Source organism: Acidovorax sp. (assembly GCF_046341535.1).
GTDB lineage: Bacteria > Pseudomonadota > Gammaproteobacteria > Burkholderiales > Burkholderiaceae_C > Acidovorax.
This window is the reverse complement of the sequence record NZ_JBKDRI010000050.1, coordinates 1-18,796: the sequence shown is the minus strand read 5'-3', so window position 1 is coordinate 18,796 and position 18,796 is coordinate 1. Positions and strand designations below refer to the sequence as shown.

Annotated in this window: 18 protein-coding genes; 13 read left to right on the top strand and 5 right to left on the bottom strand. The window is 66.6% G+C overall.

Annotation, left to right across the window (positions count from 1 at the left end; translation table 11 throughout):
* Nucleotides 1-48: 48 nt before the first annotated feature.
* Both purM and ACK543_RS03380 read left to right on the top strand, forming a co-directional pair.
* A complete protein-coding gene (purM, locus tag ACK543_RS03385; RefSeq protein ID WP_409941449.1) occupies nucleotides 49-1,119 on the top strand; it encodes a phosphoribosylformylglycinamidine cyclo-ligase in 1,071 nt (356 codons plus the stop codon).
* Nucleotides 1,120-1,265: 146 nt separating this feature from the next.
* Entirely contained in the window at nucleotides 1,266-2,315 is a 1,050-nt protein-coding gene (locus tag ACK543_RS03380) for an AI-2E family transporter (RefSeq protein ID WP_409941465.1), read from the top strand.
* Nucleotides 2,316-2,507: 192 nt separating this feature from the next.
* Here the strand turns inward: ACK543_RS03380 and ACK543_RS03375 are convergent, their stop codons facing one another.
* A complete protein-coding gene (locus tag ACK543_RS03375; RefSeq protein ID WP_409941448.1) occupies nucleotides 2,508-3,656 on the bottom strand; it encodes an alpha/beta hydrolase family esterase in 1,149 nt (382 codons plus the stop codon).
* 503 nt (nucleotides 3,657-4,159) lie between these two features.
* Between ACK543_RS03375 and ACK543_RS03370 the strand changes: the two genes are divergently transcribed.
* Genes ACK543_RS03370 through ACK543_RS03355 form a run of 4 tightly spaced genes read left to right on the top strand, consistent with a single transcriptional unit; the run spans nucleotide 4,160 to nucleotide 6,547 of the window.
* A complete protein-coding gene (locus ACK543_RS03370) occupies nucleotides 4,160-4,720 on the top strand; it encodes a cysteine hydrolase family protein (protein ID WP_409941447.1) in 561 nt (186 codons plus the stop codon).
* A complete protein-coding gene (locus tag ACK543_RS03365) occupies nucleotides 4,717-5,367 on the top strand; it encodes a DJ-1/PfpI family protein (RefSeq protein WP_409941446.1) in 651 nt (216 codons plus the stop codon). The genes ACK543_RS03370 and ACK543_RS03365 overlap by 4 nt, the downstream gene beginning before the upstream one ends.
* The gene (locus ACK543_RS03360) at nucleotides 5,349-5,498 is read left to right on the top strand and encodes a hypothetical protein (RefSeq protein WP_409941445.1); all 150 of its coding nucleotides are present in this window, start codon (nucleotides 5,349-5,351) and stop codon (nucleotides 5,496-5,498) included. The genes ACK543_RS03365 and ACK543_RS03360 overlap by 19 nt, the downstream gene beginning before the upstream one ends.
* 11 nt (nucleotides 5,499-5,509) lie before the next feature.
* Nucleotides 5,510-6,547 (top strand): GlxA family transcriptional regulator, encoded by a 1,038-nt coding sequence (locus tag ACK543_RS03355; protein WP_409941464.1) that lies wholly within the window; start codon nucleotides 5,510-5,512, stop codon nucleotides 6,545-6,547.
* A 96-nt stretch (nucleotides 6,548-6,643) separates the two neighbouring features.
* Here ACK543_RS03355 and ACK543_RS03350 read toward each other — a convergent pair whose 3' ends face one another.
* On the bottom strand, nucleotides 6,644-8,686 hold the full coding sequence (locus ACK543_RS03350; protein WP_409941444.1) for a methyl-accepting chemotaxis protein: 2,043 nt from the start codon (nucleotides 8,684-8,686) through the stop codon (nucleotides 6,644-6,646).
* A 170-nt stretch (nucleotides 8,687-8,856) separates the two neighbouring features.
* On the opposite strand from ACK543_RS03350, the gene ACK543_RS03345 reads away from it, so the two are divergent.
* Nucleotides 8,857-9,669 (top strand): LysR family transcriptional regulator, encoded by an 813-nt coding sequence (locus ACK543_RS03345; RefSeq protein WP_409941443.1) that lies wholly within the window; start codon nucleotides 8,857-8,859, stop codon nucleotides 9,667-9,669.
* Nucleotides 9,670-9,804: 135 nt separating this feature from the next.
* Here the strand turns inward: ACK543_RS03345 and ppk2 are convergent, their stop codons facing one another.
* Nucleotides 9,805-10,722, bottom strand: coding sequence for a polyphosphate kinase 2 (ppk2, locus tag ACK543_RS03340; RefSeq protein ID WP_409941442.1), 918 nt, complete (start codon nucleotides 10,720-10,722; stop codon nucleotides 9,805-9,807).
* 135 nt (nucleotides 10,723-10,857) lie between these two features.
* On the opposite strand from ppk2, the gene ACK543_RS03335 reads away from it, so the two are divergent.
* Nucleotides 10,858-11,736: a plasmid replication/partition related protein gene (locus ACK543_RS03335; RefSeq protein WP_409941441.1), complete on the top strand. Its 879-nt coding sequence runs from the start codon at nucleotides 10,858-10,860 to the stop codon at nucleotides 11,734-11,736.
* A gap of 43 nt (nucleotides 11,737-11,779) precedes the next feature.
* Here ACK543_RS03335 and ACK543_RS03330 read toward each other — a convergent pair whose 3' ends face one another.
* Both ACK543_RS03330 and murJ read right to left on the bottom strand, forming a co-directional pair.
* Nucleotides 11,780-12,631, bottom strand: a complete 852-nt coding sequence (locus tag ACK543_RS03330) for a SirB1 family protein (protein ID WP_409941440.1) — start codon at nucleotides 12,629-12,631, stop codon at nucleotides 11,780-11,782.
* 103 nt (nucleotides 12,632-12,734) lie between these two features.
* Nucleotides 12,735-14,300, bottom strand: coding sequence for a murein biosynthesis integral membrane protein MurJ (murJ, locus tag ACK543_RS03325; RefSeq protein ID WP_409941439.1), 1,566 nt, complete (start codon nucleotides 14,298-14,300; stop codon nucleotides 12,735-12,737).
* Nucleotides 14,301-14,568: 268 nt separating this feature from the next.
* On the opposite strand from murJ, the gene rpsT reads away from it, so the two are divergent.
* The 5 genes from rpsT to ACK543_RS03300 form a co-directional block, all read left to right on the top strand.
* Nucleotides 14,569-14,871 (top strand): 30S ribosomal protein S20, encoded by a 303-nt coding sequence (gene rpsT, locus ACK543_RS03320; RefSeq protein ID WP_409941438.1) that lies wholly within the window; start codon nucleotides 14,569-14,571, stop codon nucleotides 14,869-14,871.
* A 575-nt stretch (nucleotides 14,872-15,446) separates the two neighbouring features.
* Entirely contained in the window at nucleotides 15,447-16,805 is a 1,359-nt protein-coding gene (locus tag ACK543_RS03315; RefSeq protein WP_409941437.1) for a flavin monoamine oxidase family protein, read from the top strand.
* 165 nt (nucleotides 16,806-16,970) lie between these two features.
* Nucleotides 16,971-17,114, top strand: coding sequence for a hypothetical protein (locus ACK543_RS03310; protein ID WP_409941436.1), 144 nt, complete (start codon nucleotides 16,971-16,973; stop codon nucleotides 17,112-17,114).
* 253 nt (nucleotides 17,115-17,367) lie between these two features.
* On the top strand, nucleotides 17,368-18,471 hold the full coding sequence (locus ACK543_RS03305; protein ID WP_409941435.1) for a class I SAM-dependent methyltransferase: 1,104 nt from the start codon (nucleotides 17,368-17,370) through the stop codon (nucleotides 18,469-18,471).
* 154 nt (nucleotides 18,472-18,625) lie between these two features.
* Nucleotides 18,626-18,796: metallophosphoesterase family protein (locus ACK543_RS03300; protein WP_409941463.1), on the top strand; the 171-nt coding region annotated here is incomplete at its 3' end.

Here is an 18,796-nt window from a genome sequence, read left to right as displayed (position 1 = left end):
AATCGCGTCTTCCCGTACCCCTGCGGACCACCCGCACAAAGACCCTCCATGAGCTCTTTCGCCTCTCCCGCCCCTATCTCCTACAAAGACGCCGGTGTTGACATCGATGCAGGCGACGCACTGGTCGAGCGCATCAAGCCGCTGGCCAAGAAGACGATGCGCGAGGGGGTGCTGGCAGGGATCGGCGGCTTTGGAGCCCTTTTTGAGGTGCCCAAGCGCTACCAGCAGCCGGTGCTGGTCTCGGGCACGGACGGCGTGGGCACCAAGCTCAAGCTGGCATTTGAATGGAAGATGCACGACACCGTGGGCATCGACCTGGTGGCCATGAGCGTCAACGACGTGCTGGTGCAGGGCGCCGAACCGCTGTTCTTTCTTGACTACTTTGCCTGTGGCAAGCTGGACGTGGACACGGCCGCCGCAGTGGTGGGCGGCATCGCGCGGGGCTGTGAACTGAGCGGCTGCGCCCTGATCGGCGGTGAAACCGCCGAAATGCCGGGCATGTACCCGGCCGGAGAATACGACCTGGCCGGCTTTGCCGTGGGCGCGGTCGAGAAGTCCAAAATCCTGACCGGCAAGGATGTGAAGCCCGGCGACGTGGTGCTGGGCCTGGCCTCGGCCGGGGTGCACTCCAACGGCTTCAGCCTGGTGCGCAAGTGCATTGATCGCGCCGAGGCCGCCGGCACCGTGCCCGCCACGCTGGACGGCAAGCTCTTCCGGCAGGCCGTGATGGAACCCACCCGCCTCTATGTGAAGAACGTGCTGGCTGCGCTGGCCGCCCATCCGCACTCGGAAGGTGCCGGCGGCATCAAGGCGCTGGCCCACATCACCGGCGGCGGCCTGCTCGAGAACATTCCCCGCGTGCTGCCCGAAGGCACTGCCGCCCACCTGACCAAGGGCAGCTGGCCCCAGACCGAGCTGTTTGCCTGGCTGCAGGCCACTGCAGGCATCGACGACATCGAAATGAACCGCACCTTCAACAACGGCATCGGCATGGTGGTGGTGGTCGATGCGGCGAATGCCGAAGCCACGGCCGCCACGCTGCGCGCGGCAGGCGAGGCCGTGTACCAGATTGGCGTGATTGCCGCGCGCGGCGACGGCGCTGCCGTGACGGTGGGCTGAACGCGGCCTGCGAGCGCACCCTCACCGGCCCTGACCCTCCGTCTCCTACCCAGCACCGCAAGCGCATGGCGCTCCCTCCTGCCCTGTACGACACCCGCCCCGACGCGCCCCCACCGCCCGGCGGCGCCCCGGTGGCCGACCCCACCATGGCCCTGCCCGCGCCCGCGGGTCCCGTGCTGACGCGCGGTGTGGTCATCGCCAGCTACCTGCTGGTCGCAGGCACGCTTTCGCTGGTGATGTGGCGCGGCCTGCTGCCCGGCCTGCTGTGCGTATGCCTGGGCTTTCTGCTCACGCGCTGGCTCACGGGTTGCCTGGTCAAGGCCACACGCCGCGCCAGCAACACGCCGGTGCGCACATTGCGCCTGGCGCAGGTGGCCGCAGCCGGGGTGGTGATGCTGCTGCCGCTGGTGCTGCTGGCCATCGGCCTGACGCATTCGCGCGGCTACCTGGTGGAGGCCCCGCAGCAATACCGCGAACTGCTCGACTACATGGCCCGCACGGTGCTGGAACTGCGCCTGAAGCTGCCGCCGGACATGGCCGCCCACCTGCCCGAGGGCGCCGCTGAAATCCAGCGCACCATTGCCGCCTATCTGGGCGCCAAGGCCGGCGCGCTGGCCATGGCGGGCCGCGCGTGGCTGGCGGGGCTGCTGTTTGCCTACGTGGGCCTGCTGATTGGCGCACTGGCCGCCGTGCGCCCACCGCCAGGCGACCTGGGGCCGCTGGCGCAGGCGCTGCGCACCCGCATCATCCTGTTTGGCGAGGCCTTTCGCCAGATCGTGGCGGCCCAGTTCTGGATTGCCGCGTTCAACACGGTGCTCACGGCGCTGTTCCTGCTGTTTGTGCTGCCCATGTGGGACATGGCGCTGCCCTACACGCCCATGCTGATCACCTTCACGTTTGTGGCCGGGCTGGTGCCCATCGTGGGCAACCTGGTGTGCAACGTGGTGATCACCATCGTGGGCCTGTCGGTATCCCCGCTGGCGGCTGCCGCCTGCCTGGGCTTCCTGATCCTGATCCACAAGGCCGAGTACGTGATCAACGCCAAGGTGGTGGGTCGCCGCACGCACATGGGCGTGTGGGAGCTGCTGTCGGTGATGTTCGTGGCCGAAGCCGTTTTTGGCCCCGCGGGGCTGGTGGCAGCGCCGCTGTTTTACGCGTACCTCAAGAAGGAACTGGTGGCAGTGCGGCTGGTGTGACAGCCCCGGCACCTTGTCACCACAAGCCCGGCGCCGCCGGGCTTTTTTACGCCTGTGATGCCGGAGCGGCGCTGCCCAGGGCCGACAAGGCATCACGCAGCTGACCCGTGCATCTGGCACCACCTTGCCGATTTGCTACTTTATTTATAGCAATGCAGGCATTCAAAACAAGCACTAGCGGCCTGTTTGACCTCAAACCGCTGCTTTTTGACCCTGAAACTGCCGCGCAACAAAGGCCCAGAGCAGCGCAGAGGCATCAGGCCCATCCGGGTCGCTGTAGGGGAGGCTGGCGGCGCCGCCGCTCCAGGCGTGGGCCAGGCCGTGCACCTCGCGCAGCGTGACCACCGTGCGGCCGCGGGCCTTGAAGTCCGTCACGCGCATGGCGTGGCGCTGGCCGCGCTGCAGCGTGCGCACCGGGCCCGGGGTGGCATCCAGCGCACCAGCCCACAGCGCCGCTGCCGCCGTGGCGTTGCGCAGCGAGACCACGCCATCGGCATCCCCATGCACAACCAGCAGCGGGGGCAGGCGCCGGGCCGCCGTGGCGGCGCGGGCGCCTGCTGCGGTCGCTGCGGTGGCCGCCGTGCCGCTGGCAGCCGCCAAGGCATCGGCAGGCGGTGGGTCGGGCAGAAAAGCCTCGCGCCGCCCCTGCATGGCCACCAGTGCGGTGCCCGAAGATTCGGCCGTGCCCGGTGCCACGCCGGAGTGCATCACCACCGCGCAAAAGCGCGACGGGTACAGCGCCGCCATCAACACCGCCATGCTGGCCCCGGCCGACAGGCCCGCCACCGCCACCCGGCCCAGGTCCACCGGGTAGCGCAGGGCCACCTTGTCGACCGCGGCCAGCAGCGTGGCGGCTTCGGCGTCGGCCTTGCCGCTGCGCCGCTCAAACCAGTTCCAGCAGCCGTGGGCATTGGCCACGCGTTCCTGCTCGGGGTACAGCGCCAGAAAGCGCTCGCGCGCCGCCAGCCGGTTCATGCGCGAGATGACGGCCAGATCGCGCCCCGTCTGGCCGCAGCCGTGCAGCATCACCAGGAGCGGCAGCTTCTCGCCCGGGCGCACGGCCAGGCCGGGGGGCACAAACAGGTGATAGCGCCGCGCCCCTGCAGGCCCCGGCGCCACCCCGCCCACCCATTCGCCGCGCGCCAGCGCGGGCTTGCGCGGCGCGGGCCGTTTGCGCACCACGGCCGCAGCCACCCGCGGCTTGGCCGCTACCTTGGCCAGCGCCTTGGATGCCGCCGGCCTGGCGCGCGGCGCGCGCATGGCCCGTGCCAGCACTTTCAGATTGCGGTGGTAGGCCCGCGTCAGCGCCGACAACGAAAACAGGGAGGTACTGCGGGGCATGGATGGAAAGGATTGGGGGCGACCGGTGCAAGGTGAAGTCGTCAAACTAGGGAAAACCCGAATCACCATAACAGCTTATGCGCACGGGCACTGTAGGCGGCGGCGCCCGGCAGTGGGGTGCGAACCACAGGCCCGGACAGGCGCGCGCAATGGACCGCCGCAGGGCCCGGCAGCTTTCTGCCATCCACTATCATTTTTATAGCTAAACAACCAATCAAACACTGGACTTCCGTCCAATTTCGCCTCAAAAACGCGCCACGGGGCGGTTCCGGTCGCCTGACGATCGTTTTCCGAAGCACCGTCAGGCAAGGGATCGGCACGCATCAGACCTGGGCCTGTGCGCCGTTTGCGCGGCAGCGGATGGCTCACGGGTGCCGCTCCAGACGCCTGCACATCCATGTGTGTCTGAAAATGATGGTTATGCGTCTGGTTCAGCCCGGCCAGAGCGCCATCGCCAAGGGAACATCAGGTCTTCTTCAACATGCACCCCGAGGAACCTCTGCATGAAAACCTGTCTGATAGTGATTGATGTCCAAGAGTCTTTCCGCCATCGCCCGTACTTCACGGAGCACGACGTGCCCGCGTACCTGGCCGCGCAGAACACACTGATCGACGGCTGCGTGGCGCGCGGGGTGCAGGTGGTGCGCATCTTCCACAGCGATGGGCCCGAAGTGCAAGCCAATGCGTTTTCGCAGTTGTCGGGCCATGTGCGACCGCTGCAGGGTCTGGCTGCATTCGAGGCCGCCGCCACCTTCACCAAATCGCGCCACAGCGCGCTGGTGGGCACCGGGCTATCGGTGTGGCTCACGCAGCACGGCATCCAGCGCCTGATCGTGAGCGGCATCCGCACGGAACAATGCTGCGAGACCACGACGCGCCATGCCTCGGACCTCGGCTTTGCGGTGGACTTTGTGACCGACGCCACGCTGACCTGGGACATGCAGCAACCCGATGGCCGCAAGCTGGCAGCCGCCGACATCAAGGTGCGCACCGCTACCGTGCTGCAGGACCGCTTTGCCACGCTGTGCACCGTGGCGCAGGCCCTGGAAAGGGCGGCCCCATGAGCAGCGCCGCCCTGCCTGCCACGCCCCTGCCGCGGCCGCTGCACGTCGCCATCCTGGTGTTTGACGACGTGGAAGCGCTGGACCTGTGCGGGCCGTACGAGGTGTTCACCACCGCCAGCCGCATGCACCAGCGGCTGCACCCGGGCGCGGCCGACTTGTTCAGCGTGACCTGCGTGGCGCGCAGCACGGCCCCCCTGCGGGCGCGGGCCGGCCTGCGGGTGCTGCCGGATGCGGCGTTTGAAGAACTTGCCAGCGCATCGCCGCCCGATGTGCTCATCGTTCCGGGCGGCGTTGTGGATGCCGCCGCGGCCTGCCCCGACACGCGGGCCTGGGTGGCGCAGACCGCCGCGGGTGCGCAGATCACCGCATCGGTATGCACGGGCGCGTTCATCCTGGCAGCGGCCGGGGTGCTGACGCACGGGCCTGCCACCACCCACTGGGAGGACGCGGCCGACCTGCGACAGCAGTACCCGGCTCTGGAGGTGCAGGACAATGTGCGCTGGGTGGACCGCGGCGCGCTGGTCACCTCCGCTGGCATCAGTGCGGGCATCGACATGAGCCTGCACCTGGTCAGCCGCCTAGCCGGCGCCCCGATGGCGCAGCGCACGGCACGCCAGATGGACACCCCGTGGAACCCACAGCCGTGAGCCAGCCGCCAGCGCCCTGCCCTCATGGCTACCGGAACGCGCTGGCGGGCAGCCTGCGGCGCATGGCACGCGCCCATGGCCAGGCCGGCGCGCTGGCCCAGAGCGCTGCGCACCGCACAAGGACCCATTGATGCAGGCCACCATGTCTTCGCCAGCCGGATCACCCACCGCATCCACCGGATCTGCCGAATCCGAGCCCATCCACGTCTATTTCGCGCTGCTGCCCGGCAGCCTGGTGCTGGACTGGGCCGGCCCCGCCGAGGCGTTGCGCATTGCCAACCAGTCGCTGGTGGCCCTGGGCCAGCCCGCGCGCTTTGTGCAGCATTTCGTGAGCCCCACGCCTGAATCCGCCACGTCGGTCGGCGCGGTGCTCACCGGGCTGGCTCCGTTGCCTGCCACCCTGGCTGCGCCCGCCTGGGTGGTGCTGGTGGGCGTGGCCGGCACGCACGTCGACGTGCAGAGCGTGGAGGCACGCGCCCTGCTGCACTGGCTGCGCGGCCTGCGGCCGGTGGCAGGCCGGCTTGAACTCATCACCGTCTGCGCGGGCTCGGTGCTGGCCGCCCATGCCGGGCTGCTGACCGGCCGCCGCGCCACCACCCACCACCAGCACCTGGATGAACTGGCTGCGGTGGACCCGGGCTGCGACGTGGTGGCCAACCGGGTCTTTGTGGCCGATGGCGCCGTGTACAGCAGCGCGGGCGTGACCACGGGCATCGACCTGCTGCTGCACCGCCTGTCGGACACCTGCGGCCCGGCGCTGGCAGCCCAGGTGGCGCAGGCCATGGTGGTGGCACTGCGCCGCGGGCCCGACGACCCGGAGTTCTCGCCCTTCATGCACCACCGCAACCACCTGCACCCTGCACTGCACCGTGTGCAGGACGCGGTGACCCGGCAGCCGCAGGCCGAATGGAACGTACCGCAGATGGCGCAGGTGGCGCACACATCGCCACGCCACCTCACGCGGCTGTTTCTGGAACACGCGGGCATTGCGCCCCTGCAGTACCTGCGCCGCATTCGCCTGGCCACGGCCGAGGCCGCGCTGCGCTCGGGCCAGAACGTGACGCAGGCCGCGCTGATGGCGGGGTTCAGCTCCGACACGCAGCTGCGGCGTGCCTGGCACCAGTTCGGGCGGGGCGGAACGCCGTCGCACGGCGCCCGGCAGCGATTGGCCGCGTTGTGAGCAGCACGATCAGCGGCACGGCGGGGCGCCCGCCGACAGCGCCACCCGCGCCTGCCGCGTGCAGGGCGTTCGCTGCCCGGCCCGCGCGGGGATCCGTCAGGCCAGACGGAACCGCTGAAGCTCTGCCATCAAGGCTTCGGCCTGCTGGTGCAGTGATGCGGCGGCACCTGCGGTTTCTTCCACCAGGGCCGAGTTTTGCTGGGTGTCGCGGTCCAGCGTCTGGATGGCCTGCACCACCTGCTCCACGCCGGCCGCCTGCTCCCGCGAGGCGCCCGATATGTCGGTCAGGTGTCCCTTGATCTGCTTGGCGTTGGCCACGACCGATTCCATGGTCTGCCCGGCATCGCCCACCACGCGGGTGCCACCCTCCACCTTTTCGACACTGGCCGTGATCAGGCTCTTGATCTCCCGAGCGGCCTCGGCGCTACGCTGCGCGAGGCTGCGCACTTCACTGGCCACCACCGCAAACCCGCGGCCCGCCTCGCCGGCGCGCGCCGCTTCCACCGCTGCGTTCAGGGCCAGGATGTTGGTCTGGAACGCGATGCCGTCGATCACCCCGATGATGTCGCCGATCTTGGCCGACGAGGCCTGGATGTCGCGCATGGTCTGCACCACCTGCGCAATGACTTCCCCCGCGCGTTCGGCCACCTGGGCGTTGGTGCCCGAGAAGTCGGACGCGGTCCGCGCGCGCTCGGCCGTGCCTGCCACCGTGGTGCCAATCTGCTCCATCGCCGCCGCCTGTTGCTCCAGCGATGCCGCGCTGGCCTCGGTGCGGGCCGAGAGGTCCATGCTGGCCGAAGAAATCGCTTCGGCTGTGTGGTTGAGCTCGCGCGCCGAATGGCCCACGTTGCGGATGAGGTTGTAGAGGGCATCGTAGGTGTGACGCAGGTCCATGATCACGGCGGCCGGCTCGTCCTTGCCCCAGGGCTGCCCTGGCGCATTTCGCAAATCTCCCGAGGCAATTTCATTGAGGTGCGTGCTGATCAGGCGCAGCCCGCCGCGCGTGACCAGGAAGAAGCAGTAAAAGAAATAGGCGGCCAGCAGCACAAACACGGTGGCCACCGAGCCCAGCAGCACCAGCCGCTGCTGCAGCCCCGCGATGCGGTCGGCGAGCAGCTTGTCCAGCGCGGGCAGCGCGTTGTCGTCCATGCGCATGAGCTGGGCCATCGCGGCATCGCCGCGCGCAAAAAAAGCAGCGGGCGTGAGCTTGTCGTCGGCCAGCAGCTTGTCCAGGTCGGACGCATAGGCCAGGTACGCCTTGGCCGCCTCCAGCGGCTGCAGGTCCAGCTGGCCCTTGAGCTGCGGGTTGTGCGCCATGCTGCGTTCCATGAAGCGGCTGATCTCGCCCACACCGGCCTCAGCCTGCGCAGCCCACACGGTGTAGCGCTTCATGTCTTGCGGCGATATCTCGGCCTGTTTCAGCTGCGACCGTGCGAGCGCAAACGCACCCCAGCCCCGGGTCTGGCCCAGGTTCTCGGCCAGCGACGGCATCACCAGCACCATCGAGTTGATGATGTAGAAACTGTCGACATCCGGGTCCAGAACCAGACCGGACCGGTCGCCCGCCTCATTGATGAGCGAGCCCAGCGCCTTGTTCACAGGGCCAAAAACCGTGCGGCCCTGAGTGTCCACGCCGTTTTTGGCAGATGCTGTTTCGACCCAGGCAGCTTTCAATTCCTTCACGCGCTCGCTCAGGGCCAGGGGGTCGCCGCTTTCTTTCACGTGTTTTTCAAGCGCTGCCAGGGCTGCGTCCGTTTCGGACCGTGCCGCGGCATAGCGGCTGGACAAGTCCAGGCCGCCGAGAGATGCCCGTGTGACGTTGCGAATAGACAGCACGCCCGCCTTGACGGCATTGAGGCGAGCGATGACGGCGACGCCGTGGCGCTCGTTTTTGGCAAACTGGATCTGGTCGTTTTGCGAAGCCACGAAAAAGTAAAGCGACATCGCCAGTGGCGCCATGAAAAGCGCACAGATGATCAGCGCCTTGTGCGCGAAGCTGATGTTGCGCATCCACCGAACCCCAGGGGCCCATACCCCGTGCGCTGCAAAAAGGCTGGCTGGCGTCGGCTGGCTGGCCGGTGCGGGGGCCTCGGTGGCCCGGAATGTCTTGAGAGGAACTGGAGGGGTAGCGAGGGTCATGACGGGACAGGCCGGCGTGGTGTGGTGCGAGATAGCGTTGACCGAAGCCCACCCCGGCCCATCCGGGGTGCAGGCCGACACACTCTATCGGGGCCCGGCCCGTGCGTCCGATGCATTGTTGATACAGAATCAATGGATTTGATACATACGATTACTCCGAGACTGTCCCCATGGATCTGCACCGCCTCCAGCACGTCATCGCCCTCGCTGAGACAGGGCACTTTGGCCGTGCTGCGCTGCGTGCGCACATCAGCCAGTCGGCACTGAGCCGCAGCATCCAGGCCGCCGAGCGGGAGTTCGGATTTGCGTTGTTTGACCGCAACGGAGCGTCGGTCACACCGACCACCGCTGGCAGGTTCATCATCGAACGCGCACACAAGCTGCTGTTTGACAGCCACTGCCTGATGCGCGATGCAGACCTGTACCGGGAGCGGCGCATCGGCGAACTGGCGTTCGGCACGGGGCCCTATTCGGGCGCGGTGTTCCTGCGCACGCTGTTGACCACCTTGCGCCAGCACTTCCCGCAGGTGCAGGCGCGGGCCGTCATCGGCGGCACCAACCCGCTGCTGGCCCAGCTCAAAGCCGAGGAACTCGACTTCTTCATGGGAGACATGCGCACGATCCGTTCCGATGCCGACGTGGTGGTGACGCCACTGGTGCCACTGGAGGCGGCTTTCTTTGTGCGGCCCGGCCACCCCCTGCTGGGCGAGCCCGTCATTGCCCCCGCCATGCTGCTCAGGCACGGCATTGCCAGCGTACGCATACCGCACGATGTGAAAGTGGCCATCGGCAAGGTCATGGGCCTGCAGGACGACGCCCCCGTGCCGCAGGTGATTGAACTGGACGATCTGGCCGCGCTCAAGGACATCGCCATGCACACCGACACCGTCATTGGCTGCGCGGTGGCGGCCACGCATGACGACGTGGCGAGCCAGCGCCTGGTGCGGCTGGAGGTGGCATCCATGCCCCCCTGCACGCCATGATCGGCATCGTGGTGCTGCGCGGCCGCACGCTCTCCCCCATGGCGCAGTGGGCCTGCGACCACTTGCAGCAGCGGGCCCGGCACATGCAGCCGGGTATCGCTGCGTAGGCGGCACAGCAAACCTGCGCCACCGCCGTCAGAAAACTTCGGGCACGAACATGGTGGGCGGTACCGGCTGGCGCAGGTACTCGGGGTTGCGCACTCGTTCGGGCAGCACCACGGCCGGGTGCGGGACCTCGCGGTAGGGCAGCTGCGACAGCAGGTGGGCAATGCAGTTCAGGCGCGCCTTTTTCTTGTCGACCGCCTGCACTACCCACCAGGGGGCTTCCGGAATGTGCGTGCGCTCCAGCATCGTTTCCTTGGCCTTGGTGTAGGCCTCCCAGCGCACGCGGCTCTCCAGGTCCATGGGGCTGAGCTTCCATTGCTTGAGCGGATCGTGGATGCGCCCCAGAAAACGCAGGTGCTGCTCTTCGTCGGTGATGGAGAACCAGTATTTGACAAGCGTGATGCCCGAGCGCACCAGCATTTTTTCGAACTCGGGCACGGTGCGGAAAAAGTCCTCGTACTCCGCGTCCGAGCAAAAGCCCATCACCCGCTCGACCCCGGCGCGGTTGTACCAGCTGCGGTCGAACAGCACGATCTCGCCCGCAGCGGGCAGATGCGCCACGTAGCGCTGAAAGTACCACTGCGTGCGCTCGCGGTCGTTCGGGGCCGGCAGCGCCGCCACCCGGGCCACGCGCGGGTTCAACCGCTGGGTGATGCGCTTGATGACGCCGCCCTTGCCCGCGGCATCGCGCCCCTCGAACAAAATCACCACCTTCTGGCGGCTGTGCTGCACCCAGTCCTGCAGCTTGACCAGCTCGCCTTGAAGGCGGAACAGCTCCTGAAAATACTGCTGGCGCGCCATGCGGTCACCCGCCTGTTCACCGGGCATCCAGGCATCGGCATCACGGTCCTCCCGCTCCAGTTCCAGCTCCTCGTCATAACTGTCGAGCAGGTCTGCAGCAATGCGCTGCGTGAGGTCCTGGATGTCCGGGTGGTTGTTTTGAAACATGTTGACGGGCGTTGGCAGACAAAACGGGCATGGTCACGCGGGCGCGTGACAGTGCCATGACACCGCCTTGGACCCTACAATCCCGCCCCCTGCACCGCCTGCAACTCGCGGGCAATGCCCTTTCTGATCCCACCCATGAACATCGTCGTCAACGAAGAACTCAAAGCCTATATCGAGCCGCTCACACCCGACGAGCATGAAGCACTGGAGCGCAGCATCCTGGCCGAGGGCTGCCGCGACGCATTGGTGCTGTGGGGCGACGTGCTGGTGGATGGCCACAACCGGTATGGCATCTGCCAAAAGCACGGCATCCCGTTCCAGACCGTGCAGAACCCGCGCTTCCAGTCGCTGGAGGACGTGCACCTGTGGATGATCGACCAGCACCTGGGCCGGCGCAGCGTGTCGGACTTCCAGCGCGGCGTGCTGGCACTGCGCAAGCGCGAGATCGTGGCCGGGCGCCGGGCGCGCGTGCAGGATGCCGCCCCCGCTGCGGGGCCCCAGCCTGGCGAAGCCCAGGCCGCAGGTGCTGCCGGCCAGCCGGCAGACTGGCCTGAAGCCCAGGCCCTGACCAGCCGAGAAGCCATTGCGCGCGCGGCCCGGCTGAGCAGCAGCCAGGTGGTGATGATCGAAAAGATCCAGAAGCAGGCGGCACCCGAACTGGTGCAGGCCGTCAAGGCCGGCACCATCTCGATCAACGCAGCCGCGGCAGTGGCCACCCTGCCCGCACCGGAACAGGTGGCGGCTGTGGCCGCTGGCAAGGATGAACTGCGCCAGACGGCCAAGCGCGTGCGCGACGAACAAAAACGCAACCGCAAGCCGCGCGAGGGCAAGGCCGAAACGGGCGAAAACGGGGATCTGGCAGCAGACGCAACGCCATCGGGTGCAGCCCATGGCGACGAAGAGGTCTACGCACTGCGCCAGCGCGTGGCAGAGCTCGTGGCAGAAAACGCCGAACTGCGCAGATTGCTCGCACAGGACCAGGCAGCACAACCGGCAGACAGCCCACCGTTCTGAGCAAGGCGCACACCGCGATCGGCAGGGCGCGGCGCGGAAAGGCTCAGGAGCGTGTTCCGCGCAAGGCGCTCAGCCGGTCAGCGATCAGGTCTACGTCCAGACCGTCTTCCACGTTGTCCAGATAGGCCTCCAGGTCGGCCACGGCCTGGCTGGCATCGCCCAGCTCGGCATGGGCCAGGCCGCGGTCGCGGCGCTCGCCCCAGGCCTGGGGCAGCAGCACGATCAGCCGGTCCTGGACGGCCACCAGACGCTGCCAGTCCTGTTGCGAGCGATGCACTTCCTTGAGGTTGCGCAGCATGCGCGCAATGATGTCGCGCGGCGTGGCGGCCTGCAGGTACAAGCCCAGCGGCACGTCGTAGTCGTCTACCAGGCCGCTCTGGCGCTTGTAGGGTTCCAGCCGCTCGGCCAGCTCTTCGCGGCTGAGCGACTGGCCCGTGATCGGGTCGAGCACCACTTGCCCCTTGGGCAGCAGCACCTTGACCATGAAATGGCCTGGGAACCCAATGCCCCGGGCGTGCAGGCCCAGCCCCTGCGCGAGCTCCATCCACACCACTGCCAGCGATATCGGGATGCCACGGCGCGTGCGCAGCACGGCATTGAGGTAGCTGTTCTCGGGGTCGTAGTAGTTGTTCACATTGCCGGCAAAACCCAGGTCCACAAAGAAGAACTGGTTGAGCGTGCGCAGCCGCTGCAGCGAAGGCGCATCGGCCGGCAGGCGGCGCTTGAGGCGCGCCAGCATCTGATCGACATCACCGAGCAGCTGCTGCATGTCAAGTTCGGGGTATTCATCCTGGGCCAGGCTGGCGGCCGCCTCCAGCAGCGGGAAGTGGTCGTCGCTTTGCACCAGCGATGCAAAGTACTCCAGCGAGGAGGGCACGGAATAGCTCAGGGTCATGGCACGGTTTTAAGGGGGCTGCCCTGCGCCGTCAAGCCACAGAACACGCGGTTTCAGGGGGCAATTCCGGCCGTCGCGGCCCGTGCAGGTGTGGACAGCCGGGTCAGCGGCGCAGCATTTGCCGCAGCTTGAGGCCCGCAGCCCACAGCGCACCGAAGTAAAGCACGGCAGAAGCAGCCATCAGCGCGGCCAGCAGGCCCACGCGCTGCAGGCTCTGGGCGCGCATGGCGATCCAGTCGAAATGCTGCGAACTCCACACCAGCAGCACCGCCAGCAACGCACTGGCCGCCACCACCTGGAGCACAAACTTTCCCCACCCCGGCTGGGGCTTGAAGCTGCCGCGGCGCAGCAGCCCCACCAGCAGCCATACGGCATTGATGAGTGCCCCCAGCCCGATCGACAGCGCCAGCCCCGCGTGCGCAATGAACGGCACCAGGGCAATATTGAGCAGCTGGGTAATGACCAGCACGGCAATGGCGATCTTGACCGGCGTGCGCACGTCCTGACTGGCGTAGTAGCCCGGAGCCAGCACCTTGATGGCCACCAGCCCGATCAGCCCCGCGCCATAGCCCGACAGAGCCACCGCAATCTGACCCACATCCGAATCGGCCAGCTTGCCGTGGTGGAACAGCGTGGCCACCAGCGGCGTCGAAAACGTGAGCAGCGCCACCGCGCAGGGCACGGCCAGCAGCACAACGATGCGCAGACCCCAGTCGAGCATGGCCGAATACTTCTGCGCATCGCCCGCCGCCTTGGCCGCGGTGAGCTGCGGCGTGAGCACCACGCCCAGCGCCACGCCCAGCAGCGCGGTGGGAAACTCCATCAGGCGGTCGGCATAAAAGAGCCAGGTCACACTGCCCGGCGTGAGGTATGACGCAATCTGCGTGTTGATCATCAGCGAAATCTGCGCCACGCCCACGCCCAGCAGGATGGGCCCCATGAGGGTGAGCACACGGCGCACCCCCGCGTCGGCCCAGGCGCTGCGCACGCGCCCCCAGGTGACGCCAATGCGCGGCAGCAATCCCAGCCGCGCCAGCGCCGGGATCTGCACCGCAAGCTGCAGAACACCGCCCAGCATCACGCCGCCCGCCATGGCGAAGATGGGCTCGATGCCGCGCGCCTGCAGCTGCGGCGCGCCCAGCCAGGCGGCCCCGATCATGCACAGGTTCAGCAGCACTGGCGACGCGGCGGGCACGGCAAAGTGCTTCCAGGTGTTGAGGATGCCTGCAGACAGCGCCACCAGCGACATGAAGCCGATGTAGGGAAACATCCAGCGCGTCATCAGCACGGCGGCGTCGTAGGCCTCGGGCGTCTGGCGCAGCCCGCTGGCCAGCGCCCACACCAGCGCAGGCGCGCCCAGCACCCCTGCCACGCACACGATGAGCAGCACCCAGGCCAGGGCAGTGGCCACCGCCGCAATCAGCGTGCGGGTGGCGTCGTCGCCCTGCTGCGTGCGCGTGGTGGCCAGCACCGGCACAAAGGCCTGGCTGAAGGCACCTTCGGCAAACAGGCGGCGAAACAGGTTGGGGATGCGGAAGGCAACATTGAACGCATCGGTCAGGGCGTTGGCCCCGAAGACGGACGCCATGAGCAGGTCGCGCGCGAGGCCCGTCACACGGGAGGCCAGGGTCAGCAGGGATACGGTGGAGGCGGCTTTGAGCAGGGACACCCGTGGGAGTGTATGTGCTGCGGCGGGTAAGGCGGCGGCTGCGGGCCGGCCTGAAGGTAGGGGTGACGACAAGGTTCACTCCGGAAGGAAAAGAACCAGTCTGGGCTGGCGGCGTGAGCCAGGGATGAAGTCTGTGAACCCGGTGTGAAGAGTGGACGCTGCCGGGGCACCATCGCCAGCCCCAAACTTCCGCAGGCGCTCCGGAAAGCGAGCTGGGATATAATGGCGGGCTTTGCTGGCAACATCCACAGACTCAAGGAACTAAACAATGGCATCCGCAAAACCCAAGAAGAAGAACCCGCGCCTGGCGTCGGGCCGCAAGCGCGTCCGTCAGGACGTCAAACTCAACGCTGCGAACACCTCGCTGCGCTCCAAATACCGTACCGCAGTCAAGAACGTCGAAAAGGCGGTCCTGGCCGGCGACAAGACCAAGGCGACCGAACTGTTCGCCAAGATGCAAGCTGTGGTTGACTCGGTGGCCGACAAGGGCATCTTCCACAAGAACAAGGCTGCTCGTGACAAGAGCCGTCTGTCTGCCAAGGTGAAAGCCCTGGCATTGGCAGCAGCCTGATTTTCATCGCCTGCCCCGGCAGGCAAACAGCCCGAACGGCAGGTGCCGTTCGCCGTTTGTAACGGGTGCGCTGCCAGCAAAGAAAAAACGCCAAAGCCGCCTCCGGGCGGTTTTGTCGTTTATGGGGTGATACCGGCGCCTAGGAGCCTGTCGGACTTGGAAATCGTCGGCTGCAAATCGACCGCAGCGGTCCATTTTTAACCACCTTTTTGCCCCATAGCTCGGCTATGGGGCTGCAAATTCGGCAAAAACTGTCCTCGCTGGGGCCGATTTTCGCTTTCAACGCTCCAAGTCCGACAGGCTCCTAGAACGAACAAAACTAGGTCGCGCGAAGCCGCGACCTGACCATCCTGGTCTGTGGCTCGCAAAGTAGTGCGGGAGCTTGCGCGACACAAGTTTTTTTCAGCCTCGCGAGGCTGTATAAAACCCTCCTACTAGGATTTCTGAATGCACCGCTCAAAAATTCAACGCATATGGCCCCCTACAAAGCAGCCCCTGACGATCTCGGGCCTCCTGGTCCTGAGAACCGGGCGAGCGTGTAATCCGACAGGAACCACGCTGGAGCGTAAACCGCAATGAACGGTCCGGCTGCCGCCGAAAGTCGACTGTTCGACGCCATCGTGATTGGCGGCGGCCTTGCCGGGTTATCGTCTGCTCGGCGGTTGAAGGAAGCGGGGGCATCGGTCGTGGTGCTAGAAGCGCGGGGGCGGATTGGCGGCCGCGTTCACTCGCAGCGACTCAACACCGGCCAAACGATCGACCTCGGGGCTCAGTTCATCGGCGACTCTCAGCGACGCATCTCTGCCCTAGTCGATGAGGTCGGCCTGACGCGCGTGTCTCCGCACACCATCGGGGACAACGTTTTCCTGATGTCTCCCGACGCCGAGCCGGTACTCAAGCGGGGCGACGGTTTGCCGCTCTCGCTGTTTGGCCGCTTGGACGCGCTTATTGCTATGTGGCGGCTTGACCGCATGCTTCGGTCTTTTCGGACAAACGTCGAGCGACTCGATGGCTTGGTGGCGTCTAAGTTCCTGCGGGAGATGACCTTCACGCGGCAAGCGGCAGACTTCCTCGCTGCCTACACCGAGGGAGAAATGTGCGCATCACTCCACGACTTCTCGGCGTATGAACTCCTCGATCAACTAGCTTCAACCAGCGGCGCCGACGGCGAGAAGAGTTCCGCTCAGTGGTACCTCGCCGAGGGTACCGAGGCCCTGGCGCATCATCTCGCCGCGCGGCTCGGCGACGCGCTGGTGCTGAACGCCCCGGTCACGAACATCCAACGGCACGGCGAGTGGGTGACCGCCGATTCCACAACTGGCGTCTACCGCGCGCGGCACCTCATCGTCGCTGTACCGCCTCAGCTTTACAAAGACGTTGGGTTGCTGGGGCTGCTAACCGAGAAGCGCCGTAAAGTCATTGCGGGCTACATGCACGGCAAGGTGATCAAGACGATCCTGGTCTTCGAAAGTCCGTGGTGGCGTGACCTAGGAGCCTCGGGCCGGGTCCTGAGCCCGGACAGCATCTTCAACTCGACAATAGACAGTTCGCCCGCAAACGGCAGCGTCGGCATCCTTGTGCTGTTCTCGACCGCTGCCAGTGCGATCCATCTCGGCCGCATGGCGGCTGAAGGTGACCGCATTGCCAAGGCCGTCGCTTGGCTCAGAACTCTCAGCGACCGCAGCATCCCCGAGCCTATCGCCGCGCGCTCAATCGATTGGAACGCCGACTCGTACTCTTTGGGTGGTTATGCCAGCCACAGAGGGATGGGCAGTTGGGGCTTGGTGCCAGACCTGTTTGCTCCGGTACATCGGGTGCATTTCGCCGGAACCGAGACTGCGGCGGAGTGGCGTTCGTTCATGGAGGGGGCTCTCCAGTCCGCCGAGCGGGCAGCCGATGAGGTCTTGGCCGAAATGGCTCTAGACGGCAGCTAGCATCGGATCGACACCGTGCAATATCTATTGCAACGACCCGAAACGAAGCAACCGCCGAACCAGGCGCTGCAGCAGACGGCGAGGCGTTGCAGGTTTCCTAGAGTTCATGGCTCAGCGTGCCCCGCTCCTGCTGAGCTTGGTCGTTACACCCCACCGAGCCCACGCATGTTCTCCGCACTCAAGAGAGTCGGCCACCTCCAGATCTCGCCCGAGCGACTGACGCTCAAGAACCTGAAGACGGGTGAGTCCATTGCCGAGATCCCCGAGTTGGCAATCAGTGCCCCACCCAACCGAAAAGGCATGACCTGAGTCGAATGATTGCCCCGAGCGCATCAGACTTCGGCTGCGGGGACCCAGTCCGGTGGAATACCGATGGAGAAGTACCGCCTCATCGGCAGAATCGTGACTGTCCAACTTCTGGGGGTCCGTTCAAACCCGGGGCGATTCATCACCGGTGGAATTGACTGGCCGCATGGCCCTTGGCGAAATGCGGCATGCGTTGCTTGCCGACAATGCGGTTGCCAGCACATCCGCACCACACTTTCCTTGCTTGCTTATGCCCATGAGCGCATCCCACACCGCCTCCACGCCTTGCCCCGTTTGCGGCTCCCAGGCCATTGAATCCATCGCCCGTGTCGATGGCAAAACGGGAGAAGCGCTGCTGACCGTCAATTGCAGCGCCTGCGGCCTGGGTCGCATTGACCCCTTGCCCACTCAGCCAGAACTGGAAGCCTGGTACACCCACCGCTACCGACAGGACTACAAACAAGCCGTTTCACCCGCGCTCAGGCATGTGTTGCGGGCGGGTCGCAATGCGCTCGACCGATGGGGGTGGTTGCAGACGCAGCTTGCGCAAGGCGTCGGGCATTTGCCTTCGTCCGCCGTCACGCTGGACATCGGAGCATCCAGTGGCGAGTTCGTCGACCTGATGCGCCAGCGTGGCATGCAGGCCCACGGCATCGAACCCCATGCAGGCTATGCTGCCCACGCCCGCGAGACATTGGGCCTGTCGGTCGAGCATGGCGCGCTGCACCAGGTCCTGCCGCGGCAGGCAGACCAGCGTTTCGACCTCATCAGCATGTTCCACGTGCTGGAGCACCTGGTCGATCCGGTGGAAACCTTGCGCCTGTTTGCGCGCAAAGTGTCACCTCAGGGGCTCTTGCTGATCGAAGTGCCGAATGCAACCCGTTTCTGTGCGCCCCGCTACATGTTTTTCAGGGCGCATACCCTTTACTTCACCCAGGCATCGCTGCACCAGACCCTCCGTGCAGGCGGTTGGAGCGTGGTGGCGCACAACCATGCAGACGACGACAACCTCATGGTGCTGGCGCGCCCGGCACCTGACCCCGGCGCCGCCCATGTGCCTGTCCGCTGGCAACCCGGCCGCGCACTGATCGAAGCCCAAAACCGGCGGACGTGGCCCGCCTACCTGGCGGACCAGCTTCGCAGCGGTCGTTGGTTGCGCAAGCTTCGCCAGCGCCAGGAAGAAAAGAAAACGGTGCGGGGCGTCTCGTCGGCGCGAAGCCTGCTGGACGCCCTTTACCAGGATGACCTGCGCCTGCCGGGTGCCCCGGCCGCCGCACCGGGTCGGGTGCAGTCAACCCGCTTGCAAGCCCTGGCGGCGCTGAGCATCGGGGGTGGCCTGGGTGCCGCCATCGACCTCTGACCTGACACGATCCGGCTAATGCGGGAGCCGTTGGCGTCCCGCCCGGTGTTGCCGACTGCGGTGATGGTGCCGTTGGGATGATTGCCTCACCCGCACCCGGCTGCAAGCCTGCGTTCAGGCACCGGGGGGATGATGGCCGGCAGAAAGCACCGCCATGAAGATCGCCCTGCTGTCCGACATCCACGCCAACCGGCCCGCGCTGGCGGCGTGCCTTGCGCACGCGCGCGGCCAGGGGGCCGAGCAGTTTGCGCTGCTGGGCGACCTGGTGGGCTACGGCGGCGAACCGGCGGCCGTGCTCGACGACATCATGGCGCTGGCTGCGCAG

Coding starts and splice junctions, on each gene's coding strand:
- purM (WP_409941449.1), top strand. CDS start 49: ATGAGCTCTTTCGCCTCTCCCGCCCCTATCTCCTACAAAGACGCCGGT.
- ACK543_RS03380 (WP_409941465.1), top strand. CDS start 1,266: ATGGCCCTGCCCGCGCCCGCGGGTCCCGTGCTGACGCGCGGTGTGGTC.
- ACK543_RS03375 (WP_409941448.1), bottom strand. CDS start 3,656: ATGCCCCGCAGTACCTCCCTGTTTTCGTTGTCGGCGCTGACGCGGGCC.
- ACK543_RS03370 (WP_409941447.1), top strand. CDS start 4,160: ATGAAAACCTGTCTGATAGTGATTGATGTCCAAGAGTCTTTCCGCCAT.
- ACK543_RS03365 (WP_409941446.1), top strand. CDS start 4,717: ATGAGCAGCGCCGCCCTGCCTGCCACGCCCCTGCCGCGGCCGCTGCAC.
- ACK543_RS03355 (WP_409941464.1), top strand. CDS start 5,510: ATGTCTTCGCCAGCCGGATCACCCACCGCATCCACCGGATCTGCCGAA.
- ACK543_RS03350 (WP_409941444.1), bottom strand. CDS start 8,686: ATGACCCTCGCTACCCCTCCAGTTCCTCTCAAGACATTCCGGGCCACC.
- ACK543_RS03345 (WP_409941443.1), top strand. CDS start 8,857: ATGGATCTGCACCGCCTCCAGCACGTCATCGCCCTCGCTGAGACAGGG.
- ppk2 (WP_409941442.1), bottom strand. CDS start 10,722: ATGTTTCAAAACAACCACCCGGACATCCAGGACCTCACGCAGCGCATT.
- ACK543_RS03335 (WP_409941441.1), top strand. CDS start 10,858: ATGAACATCGTCGTCAACGAAGAACTCAAAGCCTATATCGAGCCGCTC.
- ACK543_RS03330 (WP_409941440.1), bottom strand. CDS start 12,631: ATGACCCTGAGCTATTCCGTGCCCTCCTCGCTGGAGTACTTTGCATCG.
- rpsT (WP_409941438.1), top strand. CDS start 14,569: ATGGCATCCGCAAAACCCAAGAAGAAGAACCCGCGCCTGGCGTCGGGC.
- ACK543_RS03315 (WP_409941437.1), top strand. CDS start 15,447: ATGAACGGTCCGGCTGCCGCCGAAAGTCGACTGTTCGACGCCATCGTG.
- ACK543_RS03310 (WP_409941436.1), top strand. CDS start 16,971: ATGTTCTCCGCACTCAAGAGAGTCGGCCACCTCCAGATCTCGCCCGAG.
- ACK543_RS03305 (WP_409941435.1), top strand. CDS start 17,368: ATGAGCGCATCCCACACCGCCTCCACGCCTTGCCCCGTTTGCGGCTCC.